This is a genomic window from Pseudomonas psychrophila (assembly GCF_001043005.1).
GTDB lineage: Bacteria > Pseudomonadota > Gammaproteobacteria > Pseudomonadales > Pseudomonadaceae > Aquipseudomonas > Aquipseudomonas psychrophila.
This window is the reverse complement of sequence record NZ_JYKZ01000002.1, coordinates 417,696-439,943: the sequence shown is the minus strand read 5'-3', so window position 1 is coordinate 439,943 and position 22,248 is coordinate 417,696. Positions and strand designations below refer to the sequence as shown.

Here is a 22,248-nt window from a genome sequence, read left to right as displayed (position 1 = left end):
ATCCCATGTGATCCGACTCCCTTCTGTTTGCCCTGCGCTGGAGTGCGAAAGCCATTCCATCCTCCTGAATTTATGGACGCTTGATTGACATGGACACTCCTGACACGGTCTCGGCCAAACCCAAGGGGCGTGGCCCCATCAGCCAGATCCTGAGCCCCATTCGTGGGCGGCTGATTGTTGCCGCCGCGCTCGCGGGTTGCGGTTCAATGTTGACGCTGGTGCCGCTGGCAGGCATTGCGCATATAGCGAGTCTGGCCCTCGGCGATTCGGGCATCGTTTCCCACGAAGTGTGGTGGGTGGTGATCGCCGGTATCGCCAGCCTGTGTCTGGGAATGCTGCTGATATCCGCCGCAGAACTTCTCGCCCACCTGGCTGATAATCGCATCACTTATCACCTGCGTATGGCGATTATCCAGCGACTGAGCCGCGTACCCCTGGGGTGGTTCACACGTCGTGCATCCGGTGAGGTCAAGCAGGCAATACAGGACGACATCAATACGCTGCACAGCCTGACCGCGCATTTCTATACGACGGTGGGGCGCGCGGTAGGCGCTATTGTTATCTCGCTTGTCTACCTGTTTGCGATGGACTGGCGCATGGCGATCGTGTCGATCTTGCCGTTTCCCGGATTCTTCCTCTTTTTCACCCGCGCCATGAAGGCCAGCGAGCGCAACATGCAGGCGTTCGTCGAGGGGATGGGGCGCATAGACAATGCCGTGGTCGAGTTCGTCAATGGCATCCCGGTCGTCAAGTCGTTCGGGGCAATTGGCAAGGCGCATAACAGTTACCGCGAGGCCATCGACGCTTTCGCCCATGCTTTTATCGGTTTCACCCGCCCTCTGGTGGGCTCAATGGCCAACGCCAATGCGATGATATCTCCGGTCGCTGTACTGGGTACGGTGCTGGCATTTGGAACTTCTTTCGTTGCGTTGGGCTGGATCGTGCCGCTGGATGTACTGCCATTCGCCCTGGTGACTCCAGGTTTATGTGGTCCCTTGCTATTGCTGCACTACGTCACTCACGACCTTAACCACGCCACGGGTGCTGCCAGCCGCGTGCAGGCACTGCTCGATACCCCGGTGCTTGAACAACCCGCGCCCGGCATGCAGTTGTTGCCTATGGGCAGTGAAATCTGCCTGGAGCACGTCGGCTACACCTATGACGCCGGGCGCAGGGGAGTGTTGGATATCAGCTTTGCACTCCAGCCCGGTACAACGACGGCCATAGTCGGTCGTTCCGGCGCCGGGAAATCAACCCTGGCGCGCCTGCTGCTGCGTTTTTTTGACCCCACCCAAGGTCGTATCACCCTCGGTGGCGTGGACCTGCGCCACATTGAGACTTCTACGCTGTACCGGCATATCGGCTTCGTCTTGCAGGAGGTGCGGCTGATTCATGCCAGTGTGTGCGACAACATTGCCCTGGGCAGGCCGTCGGCCTCCCGGCAGCAGGTAGAGGAGGCGGCGCGAATGGCCAATATCCATGAGCGCATTCTCGCGTTGCCTCGCGGCTATGACTCGGTGGTGGGTGAGGATGCGCAGTTTTCCGGCGGCGAGTTGCAACGAGTGAGTATTGCTCGCGCCGTCTTGCTCGATCCGCCCGTGCTGGTGCTCGACGAAGCCACGGCGGCGGCGGATGCCGAAAGTGAAGTTGCAATCCAGGATGCCCTGTCGCGCTTCGCCGAGGGCCGCACACTTCTGGTCATCGCCCACCGACTCGACACCGTGATGCATGCCGACCAGATCATTGTGCTCGATAACGGCACGCTCCATGAACAAGGCAACCACGCCGAGTTGCTGGCACGTCAGGGGCTATATGCCCATTTGTGGGCGTTGGGTGACTACCATAACTGCGAAGAACCGGCGGTGTCGTCATGCTGAAAGCCTTTATAGAGCTGCTGGGCGACGATGCGCCTGTTTTCCATCGTTATGTATTGATGACGGTGTCTTATGGATTGCTCAGCGGCTTGACCCTCACCACGCTGGTACCGGTGCTGGGGTATCTGCTGGCAGAAGATGTGCGCGGTGCGGCGCTGTGGCTGATTCTGACGCTTGCCGGAATGACCGTATGCTGGGCTTGGCGCCGTAGGGTGGAGAGGGCTGGTGTGGCAGTGGGTGTGGTTATCCTGCAGGGTTCACGCCAACGTATCGGCGATCATGTTGCGCGTTTGCCCTTGGGCTGGTTCACGGCCCACAACACCAGCCATCTGGGTCATGTGATTACCCAGGGGATGATGACGGTGGCCCAATTGCCAGCGCACGTATTTACACCGGTAATCACTGGGGCGGTGACGCCTTTGGTGATCGTCGTTGCGTTGTTGGCTTTGCATTGGCCAATGGGGCTTATCGCGCTTCTAGGGCTGCCGATTCTGGCCGTCGCTTTGTGGTTGACCGCGCGCCTGGGGCGGCGTACCGATCAGGCTTACCATCGTCATTTCGCCGATGCCAGCCAGCGTATGGTCGAGTTTGCACAGGCCCAGTCAGTGCTGCGCGCATTCAATAGTGAGGGCGGGAGTTCACAGTTACTCGAACAGGCCATCGAGCGGCAACGCCAGTCTGGCTTGCGGTTGATTTATCAGTCTTCGCTCTCGGTTGTACTCAATGCCTGGGTCGTGCAGGCCATTTTTGCAGCCTTGATGATTACGGCTGCTCTGTGGCTCAACGCCCAATTGGGCGGCACGCTGGATACAGATTCGGTGGTTGCGGTGATGGTCGCGCTGCTCTTGACCAGTCGCTATATCGACCCGTTGCTGGACGTGGCCAGCTATGCCGAGATCCTGCGCAGTGCGTGCGGTCAGCTTGAAGCTGTGCAGGGCATCTTCGCGGTAAAGCCTTTGTTGGAGCCGGACCAACCGCAGCCGCCACGTGATGGCAGTGTGGAATTGCGCAGGGTGAGCATGCGCTATGCCCCTGATCAGCCAGATGTACTACATAACGTCAACCTGCGTATTGCACCAGGCAGCATGACAGCCTTGATCGGTGCTTCGGGCTCAGGCAAGACCACGCTGGTCAGGCTGATTGCGCGGTTCTTCGATGCAAACGAGGGTTGCGTGCTGGTGGGGGGCGTGGATGTACGTCAGATGTCCAGTCGCCAGCTGGCGGACCATGTCGGCCAGATTTTTCAGGACAGTTATCTGTTCCTGGGCAGCATTGCCGACAACATTCGTATCGGCAGGCCCGATGCCAGCGCAGCCGAAGTCCTGGACGCTGCGCAGCAAGCCGGGATAAGTGAGCTTGTCGAGCGTTTACCGCAAGGCCTTGACACGCCTGTGGGTGAGGGCGGTACACGCCTGTCGGGCGGTGAGCGTCAGCGTATCGCAATTGCCCGTGCGTTAATCAAGGACGCTCCCATTCTATTGGTGGACGAAGCCACCGCTGCCCTGGATGCCGAGAATCAGCTTGTGATTGCCGAGGTACTGGCCGGACTTCGCGGGCGTCGCACCGTGGTGGTGATTGCGCATCAGCTGTCGACCGTGTCGATGGCGGACCAGATCGTGGTGCTGGATAAGGGCCGGATTGTCGAACAGGGCGAACCTGGCGCTTTGCTTGCCAACGCAGGCCATTACGCACATTTTCTGGATCAGCGCCGGACCGCCAAAGGCTGGCGGGTCGGCACACCGCTGAACAGTGAGCGGGTCTGATGCGGGTGCGTGTATGTGTGTTGTTTGCCCTGCTTTGCGGCGCGTCGCTGTCGGTGGGCGCACGGCAGATGGAGTGGACGCAGCTGTTGTCGCTGTCAGGCGATGCCTGGCTGACATTGACGGCCAGCCGGCTGCCGCGTTTGGCGGCGTTGATACTGACGGGGGTTGGCCTGGCCGTGTGCGGCGTCATCTTGCAGCACATTGTGCGCAACAAATTCGTTGAACCGGGCACTTCGGGCGGGCTGGATGCGGCCAGGCTCGGCATTCTGGCGTCGATCGTACTGGCACCGGGGGCCGGTACTATCTGGCGCATGCTGTTTGCGTTGGTGTTCTGTTTCGCCGCCGGTTTGATCTTCTTGGCGATCATCCGCCGCATCAGGTTCAAAAGCACGGTACTGGTTCCGGTCATAGGTCTGATGTATGGCGGCTTGCTGAGCGCCATCGCCGAGTTCTATGCCTATCACAACAACATCATGCAAAGCATGCAGGGCTGGTTGCTGGGTGACTTTTCCAGGGTCGTACAGGGCAGCTACGAAATCATTTACCTGATTCTGCCGATCGTAGTCCTGACTTATGTGTATGCGCACCGTTTTACCGTGGTCGGTATGGGTGAGGGTATGGCCATGAGCCTGGGCCTGAACTATTCGGCAACCGTGGCGCTGGGTTTGTTATTGGTGGCAATCACGGTGGCAGCCACGGTCATTACGGTCGGCGCCATTCCTTTTGTAGGGCTGGTCATTCCCAATCTGGTGGCGCTGCGTTATGGCGATAATCTGGCCCGTACGCTGCCTATGGTTGCGCTGGGTGGCGCCTCATTGCTGTTGGTCTGCGACATTCTTGGACGGTTGATTATCTACCCGTTTGAAGTGCCGATTGGTCTTACAGCAGGCAGCATGGGTGGTGTGCTGTTCCTGGCGCTGATCATTTGGAGGCACCGATGATGCGCCTCGTTTCCAGGCATGGGATATGGGGCGTAGTGCTCCTGTTGGCACTGGGGTTCGTGTTCCTGCGTTCGGGGCTGGATTTCGACTACATCATTCCCAGGCGGATTGCCCGCCTGACGGCAATGGTGATTGGCGGGATCTGTATCGGCTGGTCGTCGATCACGTTCCAGACCATTACGGGCAACCGGATACTGACACCGGCGATCATGGGCTACGAAGCCGTCTATTTGTTGTGGCAGGCCTTGCTGGTGCTATTTCTGGGAGCCGGCAGCGTGATGTTGTTGGGCAGTAACGGCAACTTCCTGCTGTCTGTACTGCTGTTGCTTGGTTACTCGTGGCTTATCCATCGCTGGCTGCTGCGTAATGGCAAGAGCAACGTTTATTTCCTGCTGCTGATCGGGCTGGTACTGACGATGGTCATCGGCACATTTACTCAGTTTGTCCAGCTCAAGGTCAGCCCTGGCGAGTTCTCGATTCTGCAGAGCTTTAGCCTGGCCTCGTTCAATCGGGCACAGCCGCAGCAGTTGCTGTATGCCGGACTGCTGGTTGCCGGTGTTTGCCTAGTAGGCATCAGAACCTTGCCGACCCTCGATGTGCTTTCTCTGGGGCGTGACCAGGCTATTTCCCTGGGTGTTGATTACCGGCGTAACGTGCGCCTGCATCTGGCGCTAATTGCCGCTCTGGTCGCGATTTCAACCAGCCTGCTCGGGCCCACCGCGTTTATGGGCATCTTCGTGGCAAACATGACCTATGCGCTTGCCCGAACCTTCAGGCACCGAGTTACTTTGCCGTTGGGCTGCGTGATTGCCATTGGGCTTTTCATCGCCGCCCAACTTCTGGTCGAGCATGTCTTCAACTACAAAACCACCGTTGGAATTCTCGTCAATCTGGTGTGTGGCGGGTATTTCCTTTTGCTGATGGTGCGCACCCGGGGAGCCTCATGATCACCGTCCACGATATCCATAAGGTCTATGGCGCCAAGACGGTCTTGCGCGGTGTTGACGCCCATTTTCCCTCTCGGCAGCTGACTTCGCTGATCGGCCCCAATGGCGCGGGCAAGACCACCTTGCTGATGATGATCGCACGGTTGATGGAGCCAACATCCGGAGAAGTCCGCATCGAGGGCCGTGCAGTTGCAGGCATTCGTGTCGGCGAATACGCCAAACGCGTGGCCACCTTGCGTCAGGCGCCGGATTTCAATTTGCGTCTGACAGTAGAAGAGGTGGTCGCCTTCGGGCGCTTTCCCTACAGCCGTGGAGTGTTGACCCGTGAAGACCAGCGAGTGATCGACGAGGCCATTGATTTTCTCTCGCTCCAAGCGCTGCGCCATGCCTATCTCGACGAACTCAGTGGTGGGCAGCGACAAATGGCATTTCTGGCCATGACCATCGCCCAGCAGACGGATTACCTGCTGCTGGATGAGCCGCTGAACAATCTTGATATCAAACACGCCGTGCAGATCATGCGGGCATTGCGCCGACTCTGCGACGAACACGCACGCACCGTGATCCTAGTCGTGCATGACATCAATTTTGCCGCCAGTTATTGCGATCACATTGTCGCGATGAAGGAGGGCGCAGTGTATTGCGCCGGCAGCGTTGATGAGGTGATCACTGAATCGCGGCTTGGTGAGCTTTACGGGCTGGACTTCGAGATCACCCACAGCCCACGTGGACGCCTGTGCAATTACTTCAATCCAGAAAGAGAAGCTAAATGAGCACTGATCTCACATTTCGATTGTGGCTGCTGGCCCTGCTTATCGGCGCGTTTGTCACGGTGCAAGGGTGCAATGAGAAGCCGCTTGAATCGCCCCGGGAAACCGCCAGGGCGCAATCAGGGCAGGAGGCGTTTGCGCCGGTCACGGTGCAGCATCAGTTGGGTACAACCGTGATCGATCGTGCTCCACAGCGCGTGGTTGCTTTGGACATGAATGAGGTCGATTTTCTCGATCAGTTGGGTGTTCCTGTGGCCGGTATGCCCAAGGATTTCATCCCGCACTTTCTGTCCAGCTACAAGGACGCGCCGGGGGTCGAGGATCTGGGCGCTATTGTCCAGCCCAACCTTGAGCGGGTTCATCGGGCGAGGCCTGACCTGATATTGATCACGTCGCTGCAGGCCAACCACTATCGGGAACTGAGCGAAATGGCTCCGACGATTCATTTCGATGTCGACTATCGAGATAGCGAGACGCGCCATATCGAGGTCATCAGGGATCACTTGCTGACCCTGGGGCGGATCTTCGGCAAGGAAAACCTTGCAGGACAGAAAGCCCTGGAACTCGACGCGAAAGTTGAGGAAGCAAGGCGTATCACTGAAGGGCGGCCGGAAAAAGCACTGGTAGTGCTGCATAACAACGGTGCTTTCAGTTCCTTCGGTGTGCAGTCTCGCTATGGATTCATCTTCAATGCCTTGGGCGTTAAATCTGCTAGTCCGATGGCCGAAGCGGGGCTGCATGGCCAACCTGTTTCAAGTGAATTCATCCAGCAAGCCAATCCCGACATCATCTACGTGGTTGACCGCACGGCCGTGATGGAGCGCCGGGCGGTGATGGATGTGCAGAGCATGGGCAATCCGTTGCTGCGCCAGACCAATGCCTGGAAAAACGGCCGGGTGATCTTCGTCGATGCCCAGGCCTGGTATGTAACCGGCGCCAGTCCAGCCTCCCTGAAGCGCGTAATCGAGGACGTCATAAAGGGCTATCAAGGCTGAACCCTGGCGGGGCTGTGCCAGCCGCATATTTCATAATTAACGATTCTCATTAAAAACATTCCTTGTATTTAGATTCAGAGGAAGCCTTCTCAATTGACGGAGCCATCGCGTGAGCAAACACCATTTTCAAAACCGTATTGCGTCAACACGAGCAGTTTTTGCCTTGAATCGTACCTGTGTAGCCGTGCAGACCGTGTTGTTTGGCATGGCGTTGTCCATGACGGGGCTGCCGGCTTACGCCGAGAGTTCGGCCAATGAGGAAAAAAAGAGCGTATCAACGCTCCCTGCCACGATGGTTGAGGGCGAAATGGCATCGCCAGCCGAGTTGCCAGCCAGCTATGCCGGCGATCAGGTCGCTTATGGCAGTCGGGTTGGTTTACTGGGTAACAAGGACTTCATGGAGACGCCTTTCAGTACCATCAGCTACACGGAAAAATACATCGCCGACCGCCAGGCCCAGAACATCACTCAGGTCATTGCCGCGACTGACCCGTCAGTGTTCAGCAATGGCTTGACCGGTACTTTCAGCGAGAACTACTCCATACGTGGCTTCGCCAGCAATATTAGCGATGTGACTATTGGTGGCCTGTATGGCGTGGCCCCCTACTATCGAATTTCGCCAGAAATGTACGAGCGCATCGAGGTGCTCAAAGGCCCGTCTGCACTGCTCAATGGAATGCCACCGGGTGGCTCGGTGGGCGGTGCCGTCAACTTGGTGCCAAAGCGTGCGAGCGCCGAACCGCTGACTCGTCTGACGGGCACCTACATGTCTGATGCTCAGTTCGGCGGGCATCTCGATGTGGGCCGGCGTTTCGGTGAAGACCAGCAGTTTGGCGTGCGCTTCAACGGTGTGTACCGTGATGGTGACGGCGCGATTAATCATCAGGAGCAGAAAGCCGAGTTGACGTCGCTTGGCCTGGACTGGCGTGGTGAGCGCGTCAGGCTCTCTGCCGATCTGTATGAAAGTGAAGACCGGGTACGCGGGCAGAATCGCGGGATCAACCTGGCCTCCGGCCTTGCAGTGCCCAAGCCCCCCAAGGCAGATACCCTGTTAAACCCAGACTGGGCTTATGTGCAGACCAAGGACAGGGGGGGGATCATTCGCGGTGAGTTCGACCTGACCGACACCCTGATGGCTTATGCCGCCTACGGAGTGAGCAGGACCCATTACGAATACAGCGGCACCATGCTGGCCGAGGTGTTCAATGACGCGGGCGACTTCAAGACATCCATGGGGCAGTTGAAAATGGACCTTGAGAAAACTTCGGGGGAGGCTGGCCTGACGGGTAGCTTCAATACAGCCTCGATCGGGCATCGCTGGACCGTGAATGCCACGCACTACGGCGATACCCAAAAAGACTATGGGCGCCGTCAGGTGCCCGGCGCGGACTGGATTACCAATATCTACAACCCGGTATGGGGCTTGGCTGCAGCCAAGAATTTTCCGTACATTGCACACTCGCAAACCCGCCTTACCAGCTACGGTGTGGCGGACACGTTGTCGATCCTGGAGGACCGGGTGCAATTGACTCTAGGTGTACGCCGCCAGCAAGTGCTCACCGACACCTTCAGCACCACCACCGGGGCACGTACCAACCGTTATGACGAGAGTGCAACCACACCTGCTGCCGCGTTGCTGGTAAAGCTCAGCGAGAATGTTTCCGTATACGCGAACTATATTGAGGGCCTGAGCAAGGGGGCCACAGCACCGATGACAGCGGCGAATGCCGGGGATGTGTTCGCACCCTACAAATCCAAGCAAAAGGAAGTCGGTGTGAAGGTGGATCTAGGTGATTTTACCCACACCATCAGCCTGTATCAGATCGAGCGTCCCAATAGCTATACGGACCCTGACACCAATATCTTTTCCTTTGGCGGCGAGCAACGTAACCGTGGCATCGAGTGGGGCTTTTTCGGCTCGCCGCTGCATGACGTACGTCTGATGGGTGGTGTTGCCCATGTCGATCCCAAGATCACCAAGGCCGCAGGCGGTGTCAACGAAGGCAAGACGGCTACCGGACTGCCCAAGCTGCAAGGCAAGCTGGGTGTGGAATGGGACACCTCGATCGTGGAACGCTTGACGCTGACTGCCAATGCGACGTCGGTGTCAAAGCAGTACATCAATTCCGACAACTCGCAGTCGCTGCCTGGCCACACCATCTACGATCTGGGCACGCGCTACACAACCCAGTTCGCCAGTCGCCCGGTAACATTGCGCGGCAGCGTGACCAACGTGACCAACAAAGCCTATTGGGGCACGCCGTTGTTATCCAGTCTTGGCTTGGGCGCACCGCGAACTTTTGAGCTTTCCGCCACCGTGGACTTCTAAGAGGCAAGGCGTGAAATTCTGACAGCGTGCCGTCAGAATTCAGTGGGTCAGTAGGTATGCCGAGTCATCGGTTCGACAGACTGGATCATGCCAGGCGCAGTGCTCGCCTTGCTTGATCCAGTGCATGGCCAAACGTGCGGAGTCCGTTTTAGAGGCGTTGCGCCGCTGCGCCTAAAGCAGTTGGTCAATCAGGACCGCATTGGTGTAGATCAAGCTTGAGTCGCTCGATTGATGTCCGACCAAATGAAACTGCCCACGATCCAGATGTAAATAGACCCGCATCTGGCAGTCTGACAATGGGCCATACCCCTCGGGCAGGGTCAGATCCAGTGTGGTCATGTCGACGTCGACCATGACTTCAGGTTCCTGGGTTTTCTGCAGCCGTTCCTCAGCTTGTTCCATACGTCGATGGAGGGGGCCGTCGACATAAAAATGGATCTCACCTACCGGGGTAGGACTGTCGTCGGGACTGTTTTTACACCAACCTTCAATTGTCAGGGCACTCATCACTGAACCTCCGCTGTAGATGGCCGACGCTTCGCAGCGCATGCCGCGCTGTTTGCCATAACGTGTCAGACCTTTACGCTCAGGCGGGGTTCGTCTTTTGTGACCAGCGGTGGACCCGAGTTTTTGTTCCGCCCGGCAGGCGGGGCATCTACTCCTGAGGCGCCAGGTCGCCGTACCAGTAGGCTGCGGTGACACCGCCATCCATCAGGAAGTCGCTGCCGGTGATGAATGTCCCTTCAGGCCCCATCAACAGTGCTGCGACCGAACCGACTTCATCGGGTGTTCCGCCACGGCCGGCGGCGCTGAGGTCGATCATGCGCTGGTAGCCTTCGCCGCGTGGACCGCTGAGTTCATCTCTGGCCAATGGGGTAAAGATGATGCCCGGGCTGATGGTATTGACCCGTGCCCCGCGCTTGCCCCAACGCACCGCCTCGGCCATGACGCGCAACGAATTGCCGCGTTTGGAAATCTGATAAGCGTGCAATGGATCGCTCACCTGGTCTGCCTGAAGCATCGGCAGTGCCAGTAACTCTTCGACAGGGGTGGTGGCCAGTGCCTTGTTTTGCTCCGGTGTGAGGGCGGGCAGGCGATGGCCTGATTGCGAGGCGATGACCACTGCTGATCCACCTTCGGCGATCACGTTGCCGAACACTTCCAGCACCAGTGCCGTGCCATACAGATCCACGCGCAGGATGGTCGATACCGGCGCCTGGGACGGAGAAACACCGGCAGCGTGGATCACCGCGGTGACCTCGCCAATGGTGGTTGCCAATTGAACCAGGGCCTGGACCGACTCGCGGGAGGAAACGTCGACGACAGCCGTGGTGACCTCGAAGCCTGCGTCGAGCAACACCTTGGCCGCCGTATCGGCGTTCTCCTGCCGCAGGTCGGCCAGTACCACGTGTTTGCCCGCGCTGACACGGCGGGCAATTGCCTGGCCAATGGAGCCTGCGCCTATGACGACGGTGACGTTACGGGTGTTCTTCATGAATACCTCGAGTGAGTGCTGATTGCAGCGACTAAGTGTGACTTGCCGCAGTTATCGTAGCCGCAACTGGCGAGAGCGTTAAACGCACAGGAATCAAAGGCCTTGGGCATACTGTTCGTCGCTGACCTGCTCCATCCAGTCCACCACTTTTTCGTCCAGCACTTCGGCAATGGCGATATGAGTCATCGCCGTGGTGGCAGTCGCTCCATGCCAGTGTTTGACATCAGGCGGGATCCACACGGTGTCCCCCGGTTTGATTGAACGGGCGGGCTGCCCCAGTTCCTGTACCAGGCCGGACCCGGCGGTCACGATCAAGGTCTGGCCCAGCGGGTGGGTGTGCCAGGCAGTGCGGGCTCCGGGCTCGAAGGTCACTGTAGCGCCGCTGACACGGGCGTCCTGGGTTCCCTTGAAAGGCGCATCGACGCGAACGGTACCGGTGAAGTAATCACTTGGGCCCTTGGCCGATGGCTGAGAACCGTTGGGATGGATGATGAGCATTGATTTCTCCTCTGCGGGTACTTCAAGGGCGAGCAATGACAGCGATAACGCCGTGGCTGCGAGGCTGTTCATGACGATTCCCTTAAGGCAATGGCCGCCGGTGACGACTGATAGAGAGCGGCGTGAAAAATTGAGAAGCCCAGTACGCTCTGCCTAGGCTGAGGTGCGCTCATTTGGAGCAAGTTGTTCACTCTATCAGCTGCGAATTATCATGATTAGCCGCTAGAATTCGAAAACACTTATGTGAGTGCCTCATTAATGCTTAGGGAAAACGCCAGCGATCTGCTTGCCTTCCTCGCTGTTGCGAGGGAGCGAAGTTTTACCAAGGCAGCTGCCAGACTCGGGGTCTCGCAATCAGCGCTCAGTCACACAATTCGTGGTTTGGAAGCTCGATTGGGACTGCGCCTGTTGACCCGTACCACGCGCAGCGTTTCGCCCACCGAGGCGGGCGAGCGGTTGATGAAGCGGGTGGGGCCTCATTTCGAAGAAATCGAAATCGAACTGGCCGGCCTGAGTGATTTGCGCGACACCCCTGCGGGCACAATCCGTATCAATGCCATGGACCATGTGCTGGATCAGATCATTCGGCCGGTGCTCAAGGACTTTCTCCCCAGGTATCCGGATATCTCGGTGGAAGTTTGCTGCGATTACAGCTTTGTCGATATTGCCGCTCAAGGCTTTGATGCCGGTGTCAGGTTGGGCGAGGATGTGGCGCAGGGCATGATTGCCACCCGCATCGGGCCGGACATGCGCATGTCGGTAGTGGGTTCGCCTGCCTACTTTGCCCATCGAACATTACCCACGACACCTCGGGCGCTTACGGAGCATTTGTGCAATAACCTGCGGTTGCCCACGAACGGCGGTCTGTATGCCTGGGAGTTTGCCAAGGAGGGTGAAAGCCTCAATGTCCGGGTGACGGGCCAGGTGACCTACAACGGTGTTTATCAACTGCTGCAAGCTGCGCTGGATGGTTTTGGGCTGAGTTACATTCCCCACGATCTGGTCGTGCCCCACCTCAATGCAGGGCGCCTGATTCATGTGCTGGAAGACTGGTCGCCACGGTTTGCCGGGTTTCACCTCTACTACCCGAGTCGACGCCAGGCTTCACCTGCGTTTGCCTTACTGGTGGAAGCATTGCGCTACAAGGCCTGATCCTCTTCGATGTTCAATTTATGGCCAATCCATGGCCATAAATCATCAGAAGCTTTAGCCGGGTTGCCTGACTACGTGACTGGCTGACGGCCTGTTCCTGAACTGCGTTACTTGATAGGCAATGGCCAGCCATATGAACCAGGCAGGCATCACGCACAGGGCGAGGCGGGTGTCAGGTCGAAGGGCAAGCAGACACAGCACAAATGCCAGGAAAGCGAGGGACAACCATGCCACGGGCAGCCCTCCTGGCATCTTGTACCTGGATTGCGCATGCAGGTCGGGCCGTGTTTTGCGGTAAGCGATGTAGGACGCCAGGATGGTCGACCAGGTAAAAATCACCAGGATGGCCGAGACTGTCGATACGATCGTAAAGGCGGTCATGACTTCAGGGATGATGAACAGCAGCAGCACCCCCAACAGCATGAGGAACGTAGTGAACGCCAGGCTGGTGAGTGGAACACTGTTTTTCGAAAGCCGTTTAAAGATACGGGGTGCATTACCCAGGTCGGCAAGGCCGAACAGCATCCGGCTGGACGAAAAAACACCGCTGTTGGCTGAGGAGGCTGCAGAGGTCAGAACGACAAAGTTTACAATGCCGGCGGCCGCCGGAAACCCCGCGATCAGGAACAGTTCAACGAAAGGACTTTTGTTGGCGGACACTTGTTGCCATGAGGTTACGGCGATGATGCAGGCCAGTGCCAGCACATAGAAAAGTATGATTCTGAGCGGTATGGAGTTGATGGCCTTGGGCAACGTCTTTTCTGGCGACTTGGTTTCAGCGGCCGCAGTACCGATCAATTCGGTGCCCGCGAAGGAAAAGATCGCCATCTGAAAACCGGCAAAAAAGCCGAATAGCCCGTTAGGAAAGGCCGCTTGTTTGTCCAGCAAGTGCGTCAGTGAAGCCGTAACCCCCGTCGGGGATACGAAGGAGCTGCCAATCAGCACGGCACTCACGCCGATAAGCGTAACGACGGCGATGATCTTGATGATTGCGAACCAGAATTCAACTTCACCAAACAGCCTGACGGTTAGTACATTCAGGGCAAAGAGGGTAAACATCATGCCGATGGCGGGTATCCAGGCCGGTACATCAGGGAACCAGTATTGAAAGAACCCCCCGACAACCACGGCGTCCCCTACCACCGCAACGCTCCAGCTCAGCCAGTACGACCATCCCAGAAAGAAGGCTGCTCGAGGGCCTAGGTAGGCACCGGCAAAATCCGCGAAACTCTTGAAGTTGAGGTTGGATAAAAGCAGCTCTCCCATGGCTCGCATGACGAAGTAAACAAAGAGCCCAATGATCATGTAGATAAGAATGATCGAGGTTCCGGACAGGGCGATTATCTTTCCGGAACCCATAAACAGGCCGGTGCCAATAGCACCCCCCATGGCCATTAGTTGAATGTGACGATTGCTGAGCGTGCGCTGTAATGCGGGCCGTTCAGTTAAATCATGGGTGTCAGTTTTCATCACAAAACCTCTTGATTTTATGTTTTTGAGTTTTGGCAGAAAAAGAGTGCAGGTTTATTTTTATAAAGTGTGTGGTCATGTCTTGCACGTTGAGGCTGATTGGCGTGCGCCTGATTAATGAAGTGTCAGGTGGATTGGCACCTGACTGAAACGCCAAGGGTGAACACGTTCAGCTTGAGGTGAGTTGTGACTTCTGACTGCGCAAGACAGGTGAATGACCAGAAGTTCCTTCAATCAACTGATACAGGTTCTTGATGTTTTTCGGGGAGGGCACCAAATGGATCTTTTCGCCCAGGCCATACTTGCAAGCCAGGTCATGTAAGTAACGAAGTGAAGAAAAGTCTTCGAGGGCAAAGCCAACAGAATCGAACACTGTGACTTGAGTGTCACTTTCGCGGCCGGGTTCGTTGTCCCGGACGATGCGGAAGAATTCGATGACCGGAAAGTCTGGGGCCAGTTGCTGAATGTCGCCTTCGATGCGTGTCTGGGGCTCGAACTCGACGATGATCCGGGCGTTGCGCAGGATATCGGCATGAAGTTCGGTTTTCCCCGGACAGTCACCGCCGACCGCGTTGATGTGCATGCCAGGCTCGATCATGTCGGGGGTCAGAATGGTCGCGTATGCCTTGTCCGCCGTGACAGTAGTGATGATATCGGCACCTTTGACCGCTTCATGCACCGAGGTGGCCACGGTGACCGTGATGCCTGTGTAAGCTTCCAGGTTGCGCTTGAGCTTCAACGAGGCAGCATGATCGATATCAAAGATCCGCACCTCGTTGATCCCCAGCATTTCATGAAAGGCAATGGCCTGGAATTCGCTCTGGGCGCCATTGCCGATAAGGGCCATACATGTCGAGTTCTTGCGTGCCAGGGACTGCGCCACCAGTGCTGACGTTGCCGCGGTTCGCACCGCTGTGGTCAGGGTCAGTTCGCTGAGGAAGGTGGGGTATCCGCTCTGGACATCGGCCAAGACGCCAAATGCCATAACTGTCGGCAGGTTTCTGATGGCATTGGCAGGATGGCCGTTCACGTATTTGAATGAGTACTGTTTGCCATCATCGGTCGGCATCAACTCGATGACCCCGGACTCGGAGTGATTGGCTGTGCGCGGAGATTTATCAAAGTCTGCCCAGCGGCAGTAATCAGCCTTGATATAAAGAGCCATTTGTTGGATGGCATTACCAATACCCATTTTTCCAAACAGCGAGGCGGCGTTATCAACGTTTATGAACAGAGTCATTTTCAGTTATCTCGAAGTGGCGAGTCGTAAAAGTTATATCGGGTACGGAGGTTCAGTGCTGTTTACTTTCATACCCGTGAAGTACGTTGACCGCATTGATCCCGATTTCATCGACCATATAACCGCCTTCCATGACAAAGAGCGTAGGGGCGCCAACAGTGGCGATGATTTCACCCATGCCGAAAAAATCATGGCTTTCCAGAAGGAAGTGGCTGATGGGGTCATCTTTGAATGTGTCGACGCCTAACGAAATAACCAACAGTTCAGGTGCGAAGTCCTTGAGTTTTCTGCAGGCGTGAATCAGGGCATTTTCATAACGCTGCCAGGTCGTATTTTTTGGCAACGGGTAGTTGAGGTTAAAACCTTCGCCGGCACCGGCACCGCATTCGGAACTGAAGCCCGAGTAGTACGGATAGGAAACCGAGGGTTCGCCATGCAAAGAGACAAACATCACATCATGACGGTCATAGAAGATGTTTTGTGTTCCGTTGCCATGGTGGAAGTCAACATCCAGTACCGCCACACGTTTTGCCCCCTGAGTAATTGCTTGCTGGGCGGCAATGGCAGCGTTGTTCAGGTAGCAATAGCCTCCCATGTACTCACGTGCGGCATGGTGGCCGGGCGGACGGCACAGGGCAAAGGCGCTGTTTTGCCCTTCGTTGATCAATGACAGGCCGGTGAGTGCAATATCCGCACTGGTTTTGACCGCTTCCCACGTGGTGCTGGTGATCGGTGAACCGGCATCCATTGCAAAGAAGCCCAGCTTGCCATCAATGAAAGCGGGGACGTGTTCATTGGACAAGTCTCGCACTGGCCATACGAGGGGAAGGGCGTCGTGGGTGCGGCCGGTTGCCGTCCATTCGGACCAGGCCGTTTCCAAAAAGGAAACATAGCGCTCACTGTGCGCGTTGACGTAGCACGCCCGGTCGAATGTTCGCGGAGCGATGATCTCGCCGAGCCCGACATGCCTGACCCTGTCACGCACGGTATCTGCACGGCTTGGCTGCTCGAAAGAGGGCTTGAGCACGCCGTCCTTCAGTTCGGTGCCGTGGTGCAATCGATGAGAGTCGCTAAAAACTGTAAACATTTATTCGCATCCATTGTTTTTGTTCAGGTATCTATTTTGTTCGGGGTTAGATGCGATTTCTTTGCTTTTATTGTTGGTGAGATTAGTATCTTGGGTAATATTTTCCTTTAAAAAGAAATAATATGAAAAAAAATACCAAACGTGTGGCGCTTGATGACACTGACCTGGCCATCCTGGCCTTGCTGCAGGAGGACGCCAGCATTTCCAACGCTGAGTTGAGCGAACGACTTTCCTTGAGTCTTACGCCCTGCTGGAGACGGCGTAAAAGAATGGAAGAGGAGGGCGTGATCAAGGGCTACCAGGCGAACCTGGATCGGCGGATGTTGGGGCTGGACATCATGGCATTCGTGCACATCCGTTTTGCCACGCACACCGATCAGACCCCGGAAGCCTTCGAGGCGGTCATCAAGCAACTCCCAGAGGTTTTGTCGTGCCACAAGATCACGGGTGATGCTGACTACCTTTTACAAGTGTTGGCCCGGGATCTTGATAGTTACAGTGATTTTGTCGAAAGCGTGTTGAGGCGCCAGTTGGGTATAGCTTCCATCCAGTCGAGCCTGGCGTTGCGTGAGGTCAAGAGCACCAGTCGCGTCGCTATTGAAGGCCCGGCCATGAAGTAACCCGGGGCGCGATAAGGGTCACAGGGGGGCTTGCCTTAAATCAGTCAATAGCTACGGGCCGCTTGCATGTCGGCGAGGACGAAAGGACGCACCGTGTTGACTCGAACTGTTGCGACGGCAATGTCGTCATCCAGCCTTCAGAAAATTGAAGGCGGACCGGTTATTTGCGGATGCGGATTTTTTGATGCGTGAGGGTGTTATAAAAAACGCCAGTATCGCCTCTAAGTACATACAGGGTTGCTCGGTAGGCAGATGACAGTCTGGGGCATAACAGACTGCGCATCTTGCGATAAGCCCACATCCAACCTCGTCCAGATACGTTTGTCATAAGCCTGCCTTGATTGTAGATTAATGAGTTGTTTGTGCGACGGCTCTTGCTGATGGCAATCATCCGCGCAGGCCTTTAAGTGCATTGGTGCTGTCAGATAATTAAAAAGTTATTGTTGCAGGTGAGGTCGTGCAGGGTAAGTTAATTAATGACGGATCATGTGCTTTTCATGAGCGCTGTTTTGACTCGTCAAGTTGAAGGGGGTAGGAGGCTATACAGTGATGTCTAAGTTGTGGGTGTGGGCTGGAGTGTGGAATGAGTTGATCATAGTGCCAGCGCTGATTTTTTGTCACCCGCCACCCTGTTTATTTTTTGAGTTTAACAATAGAGTTGACGGGTTGCTGGCGCCATTTGAATGGCTGGGTGCTGGCTTGAAGGGGGATATCTTCTTTATAAGGGAGGCGCCCATGATGATCTCAGCATGTTAAGTTGACGAGTTATTGGCGTCATTTGGTTGGCTTATTTATTAATTCAAGGTTGGGTTTTATTTCGTGTGGCTTTTCTTTTGTTTTATTTTTTTATAAATTAGCGGTGTGGCGTCTGATTTAACCTCCCTGGCGGGTCAATTAAGGCGTCATTGAGCTGCTTTTGGGGAGCTCCGGGCTGTTCATTAACAATAAAACCTCAGTGCTCACCCACTTTTGTGGCTAAATGCATGGCCCTCTTGTACGGCAGGCTGTTCGATGCTGCCGGCGTTCAATTTAGTCCGTCAGACTGTCTGGGACAGGTGGGTGGATCGTTGGTTTAACGGTGTCATACCGTCAGTCGAACTTAACGTATCAGCGACTAAACATGAGCCCGATTAATCAGGGGTAGTGGTTAAGCTTATTTAGTTATCCCTCGCTTTACGAGAATGTTCACGCGTCACACAGGGAAGGAGTTGAGAGTATGGAGTGCGAACATTTTGTACAAGTTATCGCTGTGACAAGCGGTAAGGGAGGCGTAGGCAAGACCGTTGTCGCGGTTAACCTCTCATTGGCGCTGGCTGAGCTCGGTAAGCGGGTCGTGTTGCTGGAGGCTGACCTGGGATTGTCGAATATTGGTGTTCTACTGGGCTTAAACCCGAAGTACACGCTTGCCGATCTGATTGAAGGCCGTTGCGAATTGTCCGATGTGCTGATGCGAGGACCTGGCGGAGTGCTCATAGCCCATGCAGCGTCAGGTGATCGGAACATGGCGCATTTGTCGGCGGCACAGTACGCAGGTTTGATTCAGGTATTCAGCGATATAGCGGACACCCTTGATGTCCTGGTAATTGATACCGCTTCCGGTATTGGTGAATCGGTCGTGAGTTTTGTTCGGGCCGCCCGGGATGTTTTATTGGTGGTGTGTGATGAACCCACTTCAATTACCAATGCGTATGCACTTATAAAGTTGCTTAATCGTGACTACGGTATAAGCCGTTTTCGGGTGTTGGCCAATATGCAGCACACGCCACTGGACGGTCAAAGACTGTTCGCAAAGTTAATCAAGATTACGGATAGTTTTTTAAGTGTCACCTTGCAATACGTAGGGGCAATTCCGTACGACCAGGATGTGCGCAAGGCTGCGCTTATGCAACGAGCTGTTTACCGAAGCTTCCCTCGTTCCAAAAGTGCAAAGGCTTTCAGGGCTATTGCTCAAAAGATCGATGCGTGGCCAATTTCAAACAGTCCTCGAGGGCATATAGAGTTTTTTATCGAGGGACTTGTCAGTCACTCGAGAAGGTGAGGTGGGTGGGCGTGTTTTTTGAAGTAGTCACCTGTTTTTATTTGTTTCAGGGTGCACTTTTCTCCCTTGGGTCCTCACGACTCAACTAGGGGGGCACTCAAAACCGGATCATTATAAAGCGATCAGCGCCTGCCGCATCCAGACAGGCCTTTGGTCATCCTTATCAATGACCTGTCTATTTTTCACAGCCGTTACTTGGAGAGCATCAGCGCATGTCTAAAGTTGCTAAATACCGGGACCTCGAACGCCAGATCATCGAACACCAGATGGTTCTGGAAGCGCTAAAGAACGACAAGTCCTTCCAGGCAGAAACCGAATTTGAAAACAAACTGCATAAACTGATGGAGGCGTACGGTGTCAACCTGCATCAGATCGTCGCTCTGCTTGAGCCGGATCTTGCCAGTGCCATGGACGGGACGGTGGAGGGGCGCAAGGTTCAGCGGGCTGCCCGGACTCTCAAGCGTTATCTGAACCCGTTCACCAACGAAGTCGTCGAGACAAAGGGCGGTAATCACAAGACGCTTAAAGCCTGGAAAATGGAGCACGGGGCAGATCAGGTCGAACGCTGGTTGCTTGCATGATTCATGGGTAGATTAAGCACTGCACCCCTCGAACCATTGTGCATGCTCACATGCCTCAGTGTTGAGGACTGAGCCTGCGCTTTCGGCCAGAATACCGCCGGGAGCGGGAGGCTCAGTTGGCGCCGGTGCTCCCGCAGGTGTTCACCCCAGGCACTGCGGCGCAGGAAAGAGCAGCACCAACATCCAGCCGGCCCCAAAGAGCCCGACCCCAAACGTCAGATGGGCAATCACGCTCCTGCGTCTTGCTACCTTCGGTGCCGGGGTTTTGGACGCAGCGATACCGAAACCAAACGCGGGCTGCATGATTAAAAAGGGTGCAGTCACACTGATCAAACCAGCCATCAGCGCAGGCACCAAGGAGGGGTTGCAGAGCCAGGCAACGCCCTGGACACCGACAAGCGCCATCGCGAAGACGCAGCCCGTAATGTAATGAAACACCCAGCCAACCAAGCGCTCATTCCTGACCTTGGGCGCAGCCTTGATCGAGGCATGACGAAACTGCCCGTCTACCATGTGGCCCAGCCAGCGACCGACCAGTCCATAGTCAGCTGACGCAACGCCCAGAACCCGTGCTTGAATCAAAGCCGATACGTCCATGATCAGCGTGGCGGCCATTCCAACAAACAGAATGCGCATTATCGTCTCACTTGTTTCCATCATATTTCCCTTTGTCTTTAGCCCGCTTTGGTGGTTTTATCCGGGCAGTCTGCAAGTTCAAGTCCACTTGAGGTCAAGCATGAAAGAGATGACTATCGGTGAAGTGGCTGCACATTCTGGCCTGCCGTCTTCAACCCTTCGGTATTACGAAGAAAAGGGTCTTATCCGCTCGATAGGACGTCGTGGCCTGAGCCGCGTATTTCGGGCCGACGTGCTCCAGCAGTTGTCATTGATTGCGCTCGGGCAATCTGCGGCGTTCTCACTGGACGAAATAGCCGCCATGCTGGACGTTGACGGTCAGCCAGCCATTGATCGTCAGCGGCTTTCGCAAAAGGCTGATGAACTGGACCGCACCATTGAGCGCCTCAGTGCCGTACGCGATGAGCTTCGTCGTGCGGCGTCGTGCCCGGCTGCTCTTCATATTGAATGCTCAACGTTTCAAAAAATGCTGAAAGCTGCCGGGGCAGGGGATATCAAGCCAAAGACCGGCAAGGCAAGCCTGCACAGATTGAGGCCGTGAAGCGGTCGCTCACCCACGTGGTCGCAAACAGGCGCGCGTGCTTGCGACCTTCGAGCATGTTCTTTCAGCTGTACAGGCACAAACGGGTATCTAGGGTCTGCGCGCAAAATCTGTGAGTGGGGTCACGCCACATTCAACTCACTGTCCTTGATATCGGCAATCGGCCCCAGAATCGAAGTGTCGAACCGGGCGAGGTCGGTGTGGGTTGCCAGACGGCGGGGAAGGTCGGGATTGGCCAGAGCCGCCTTGCCCAGCGCGATCATATCGGCGCCGTCTCGCACTACTTGCCCAGCACGTTGCGACTTATCCAGGCCGCCATTGGCAATGATCGCCACCTTAGGAGCATATCGCCGAGCCAGCTCCACCAGGCTTGAGTTTCCTTCGGCGAATGCCGGTTGCCATGCCTCAAACTCCGTCACATGGATGAAGTCCACGCCAGCGTCCTTGAGCGAACCAAAAATCACTTCGGCGGCTGCTTCGCCTCCCTCCCATTTGTGTGCATGGTCGTTCACCTTGCTCTGGGAAATCCTCACGCCGACGGGCGCACCCGCACCGACTGCAGCCCTGACCGCCTTAAAGACTTCCAGTGTCAGTCCAATCCGCGCGCGGACATTGCCGCCCCAGCGATCTTGTCGTTGATTGGTGTAGTCGCTCAGGAATTGATCCAGCAGGTAGCCGTTCGCTCCATGTATTTCGACACCATCGAATCCCGCATCACGGGTTGCCAAAGTCGCCGCTTGTGCGAATCCGGTGATGGCATCAGCGATGTCTTCATCCGTCATCGCTTGGGGAATCGGATACTGCCCCTCACCGTAATAGAACTTCATTTGCGTACCTTTCGGTCGCACAGAGGAGGGCGCAGCGGTTGCAGTTTCAAAACGGTTGCCCTGGCTCAGTGCTCCAGCGTGCATGAGTTGTGCGAATGCAGCGCCTTTGTGGGCATGAATGAGATCTGTCACAACACGCCACGCCAGAGCCTGCTCAACATCGCTAATCCCTGGTTGGAAGGGGTAGCCCTGGGCATACTTCTGATCGGTGTAAAGCCCTTCGGTAATGATCAGGCCAAAGTCCCCTTTGGCAAACCGCTCGTAGTAACGCGCCATCTCAGGGGTCGCTAGCCCCGCTTCGGTGGCACTCACTCGCGTCATGGGGGCTACGGCAAGACGATTTCTCAATCTCAGGTCGCCAATATCATAGTGAGATAATATCTGCTGGTTATAGTCATTCATGTGTCCAGTCCTCTTTTGACAAAAATGCCGGTAGAAATTGAT

The 22,248-nt window shown here is 55.9% G+C and carries 20 protein-coding genes; 12 read left to right on the top strand and 8 right to left on the bottom strand.

Translation table 11 applies throughout. The annotated features are described in order from the left end of the window. The first annotated feature begins 89 nt into the window (after positions 1 to 89). The 7 genes from TU76_RS08170 (at position 90) to TU76_RS08140 (ending at position 9,619) form a co-directional block, all read left to right on the top strand. Positions 90 to 1,877 (top strand): ABC transporter ATP-binding protein, encoded by a 1,788-nt coding sequence (locus TU76_RS08170; protein WP_048351421.1) that lies wholly within the window; start codon positions 90 to 92, stop codon positions 1,875 to 1,877. Next, entirely contained in the window at positions 1,871 to 3,637 is a 1,767-nt protein-coding gene (locus TU76_RS08165; RefSeq protein ID WP_019825620.1) for an ABC transporter ATP-binding protein, read from the top strand. Before TU76_RS08170 ends, TU76_RS08165 begins: the two co-directional genes overlap by 7 nt. Beyond that, entirely contained in the window at positions 3,637 to 4,578 is a 942-nt protein-coding gene (locus tag TU76_RS08160) for an ABC transporter permease (protein WP_019825621.1), read from the top strand. The genes TU76_RS08165 and TU76_RS08160 overlap by 1 nt, the downstream gene beginning before the upstream one ends. After that, complete coding sequence (locus TU76_RS08155) at positions 4,575 to 5,525, top strand: iron chelate uptake ABC transporter family permease subunit (RefSeq protein WP_019825623.1); 951 nt, start codon at positions 4,575 to 4,577, stop codon at positions 5,523 to 5,525. Before TU76_RS08160 ends, TU76_RS08155 begins: the two co-directional genes overlap by 4 nt. Then, positions 5,522 to 6,298 carry an iron ABC transporter ATP-binding protein gene (locus TU76_RS08150; RefSeq protein ID WP_019825625.1) on the top strand — a complete coding sequence of 259 codons (777 nt, stop codon included), beginning with the start codon at positions 5,522 to 5,524 and terminating at the stop codon, positions 6,296 to 6,298. Before TU76_RS08155 ends, TU76_RS08150 begins: the two co-directional genes overlap by 4 nt. Further along, positions 6,295 to 7,290 (top strand): siderophore ABC transporter substrate-binding protein, encoded by a 996-nt coding sequence (locus tag TU76_RS08145; protein ID WP_048351420.1) that lies wholly within the window; start codon positions 6,295 to 6,297, stop codon positions 7,288 to 7,290. The genes TU76_RS08150 and TU76_RS08145 overlap by 4 nt, the downstream gene beginning before the upstream one ends. A gap of 109 nt (positions 7,291 to 7,399) precedes the next feature. Continuing rightward, positions 7,400 to 9,619 (top strand): TonB-dependent receptor, encoded by a 2,220-nt coding sequence (locus TU76_RS08140; protein ID WP_048351419.1) that lies wholly within the window; start codon positions 7,400 to 7,402, stop codon positions 9,617 to 9,619. A gap of 171 nt (positions 9,620 to 9,790) precedes the next feature. Here TU76_RS08140 and TU76_RS08135 read toward each other — a convergent pair whose 3' ends face one another. The 3 genes from TU76_RS08135 to TU76_RS08125 all read right to left on the bottom strand — a co-directional run bounded on the left by TU76_RS08135 (position 9,791) and on the right by TU76_RS08125 (position 11,684). Next, positions 9,791 to 10,126, bottom strand: coding sequence for a hypothetical protein (locus TU76_RS08135; protein WP_048351512.1), 336 nt, complete (start codon positions 10,124 to 10,126; stop codon positions 9,791 to 9,793). 148 nt (positions 10,127 to 10,274) lie between these two features. Further along, entirely contained in the window at positions 10,275 to 11,114 is an 840-nt protein-coding gene (locus TU76_RS08130) for an SDR family oxidoreductase (protein WP_019825633.1), read from the bottom strand. 93 nt (positions 11,115 to 11,207) lie between these two features. After that, a complete protein-coding gene (locus tag TU76_RS08125; RefSeq protein WP_082113405.1) occupies positions 11,208 to 11,684 on the bottom strand; it encodes a (R)-mandelonitrile lyase in 477 nt (158 codons plus the stop codon). Positions 11,685 to 11,870: 186 nt separating this feature from the next. Between TU76_RS08125 and TU76_RS08120 the strand changes: the two genes are divergently transcribed. Continuing rightward, on the top strand, positions 11,871 to 12,764 hold the full coding sequence (locus tag TU76_RS08120; protein WP_037032303.1) for a LysR family transcriptional regulator: 894 nt from the start codon (positions 11,871 to 11,873) through the stop codon (positions 12,762 to 12,764). A 54-nt stretch (positions 12,765 to 12,818) separates the two neighbouring features. On the opposite strand, the gene TU76_RS08115 is transcribed toward TU76_RS08120, so the two are convergent. The 3 genes from TU76_RS08115 to TU76_RS08105 all read right to left on the bottom strand — a co-directional run bounded on the left by TU76_RS08115 (position 12,819) and on the right by TU76_RS08105 (position 16,561). Further along, the gene (locus TU76_RS08115) at positions 12,819 to 14,234 is read right to left on the bottom strand and encodes an amino acid permease (protein ID WP_019825636.1); all 1,416 of its coding nucleotides are present in this window, start codon (positions 14,232 to 14,234) and stop codon (positions 12,819 to 12,821) included. Positions 14,235 to 14,403: 169 nt separating this feature from the next. After that, entirely contained in the window at positions 14,404 to 15,474 is a 1,071-nt protein-coding gene (locus tag TU76_RS08110; RefSeq protein WP_019825637.1) for an ornithine cyclodeaminase, read from the bottom strand. A 52-nt stretch (positions 15,475 to 15,526) separates the two neighbouring features. Continuing rightward, positions 15,527 to 16,561 (bottom strand): histone deacetylase family protein, encoded by a 1,035-nt coding sequence (locus TU76_RS08105; protein ID WP_019825639.1) that lies wholly within the window; start codon positions 16,559 to 16,561, stop codon positions 15,527 to 15,529. A 122-nt stretch (positions 16,562 to 16,683) separates the two neighbouring features. On the opposite strand from TU76_RS08105, the gene TU76_RS08100 reads away from it, so the two are divergent. From TU76_RS08100 to TU76_RS08085, 3 genes are all read left to right on the top strand, one after another. Further along, complete coding sequence (locus tag TU76_RS08100; protein WP_019825640.1) at positions 16,684 to 17,181, top strand: Lrp/AsnC family transcriptional regulator; 498 nt, start codon at positions 16,684 to 16,686, stop codon at positions 17,179 to 17,181. A 1,216-nt stretch (positions 17,182 to 18,397) separates the two neighbouring features. Next, positions 18,398 to 19,219: a MinD/ParA family protein gene (locus TU76_RS08090; protein ID WP_048351417.1), complete on the top strand. Its 822-nt coding sequence runs from the start codon at positions 18,398 to 18,400 to the stop codon at positions 19,217 to 19,219. 212 nt (positions 19,220 to 19,431) lie between these two features. After that, a complete protein-coding gene (locus tag TU76_RS08085; RefSeq protein ID WP_019825644.1) occupies positions 19,432 to 19,800 on the top strand; it encodes a histone-like nucleoid-structuring protein, MvaT/MvaU family in 369 nt (122 codons plus the stop codon). Between the two features lie 141 nt (positions 19,801 to 19,941). Here the strand turns inward: TU76_RS08085 and TU76_RS08080 are convergent, their stop codons facing one another. After that, on the bottom strand, positions 19,942 to 20,436 hold the full coding sequence (locus tag TU76_RS08080) for a DUF2938 domain-containing protein (RefSeq protein ID WP_019825646.1): 495 nt from the start codon (positions 20,434 to 20,436) through the stop codon (positions 19,942 to 19,944). Positions 20,437 to 20,536: 100 nt separating this feature from the next. Between TU76_RS08080 and TU76_RS08075 the strand changes: the two genes are divergently transcribed. After that, on the top strand, positions 20,537 to 20,977 hold the full coding sequence (locus TU76_RS08075) for a helix-turn-helix domain-containing protein (protein WP_048351416.1): 441 nt from the start codon (positions 20,537 to 20,539) through the stop codon (positions 20,975 to 20,977). Between the two features lie 122 nt (positions 20,978 to 21,099). Here the strand turns inward: TU76_RS08075 and TU76_RS08070 are convergent, their stop codons facing one another. Then, positions 21,100 to 22,206: an oxidoreductase gene (locus TU76_RS08070; protein WP_048351415.1), complete on the bottom strand. Its 1,107-nt coding sequence runs from the start codon at positions 22,204 to 22,206 to the stop codon at positions 21,100 to 21,102. Between the last annotated feature and the right edge of the window lie 42 nt (positions 22,207 to 22,248).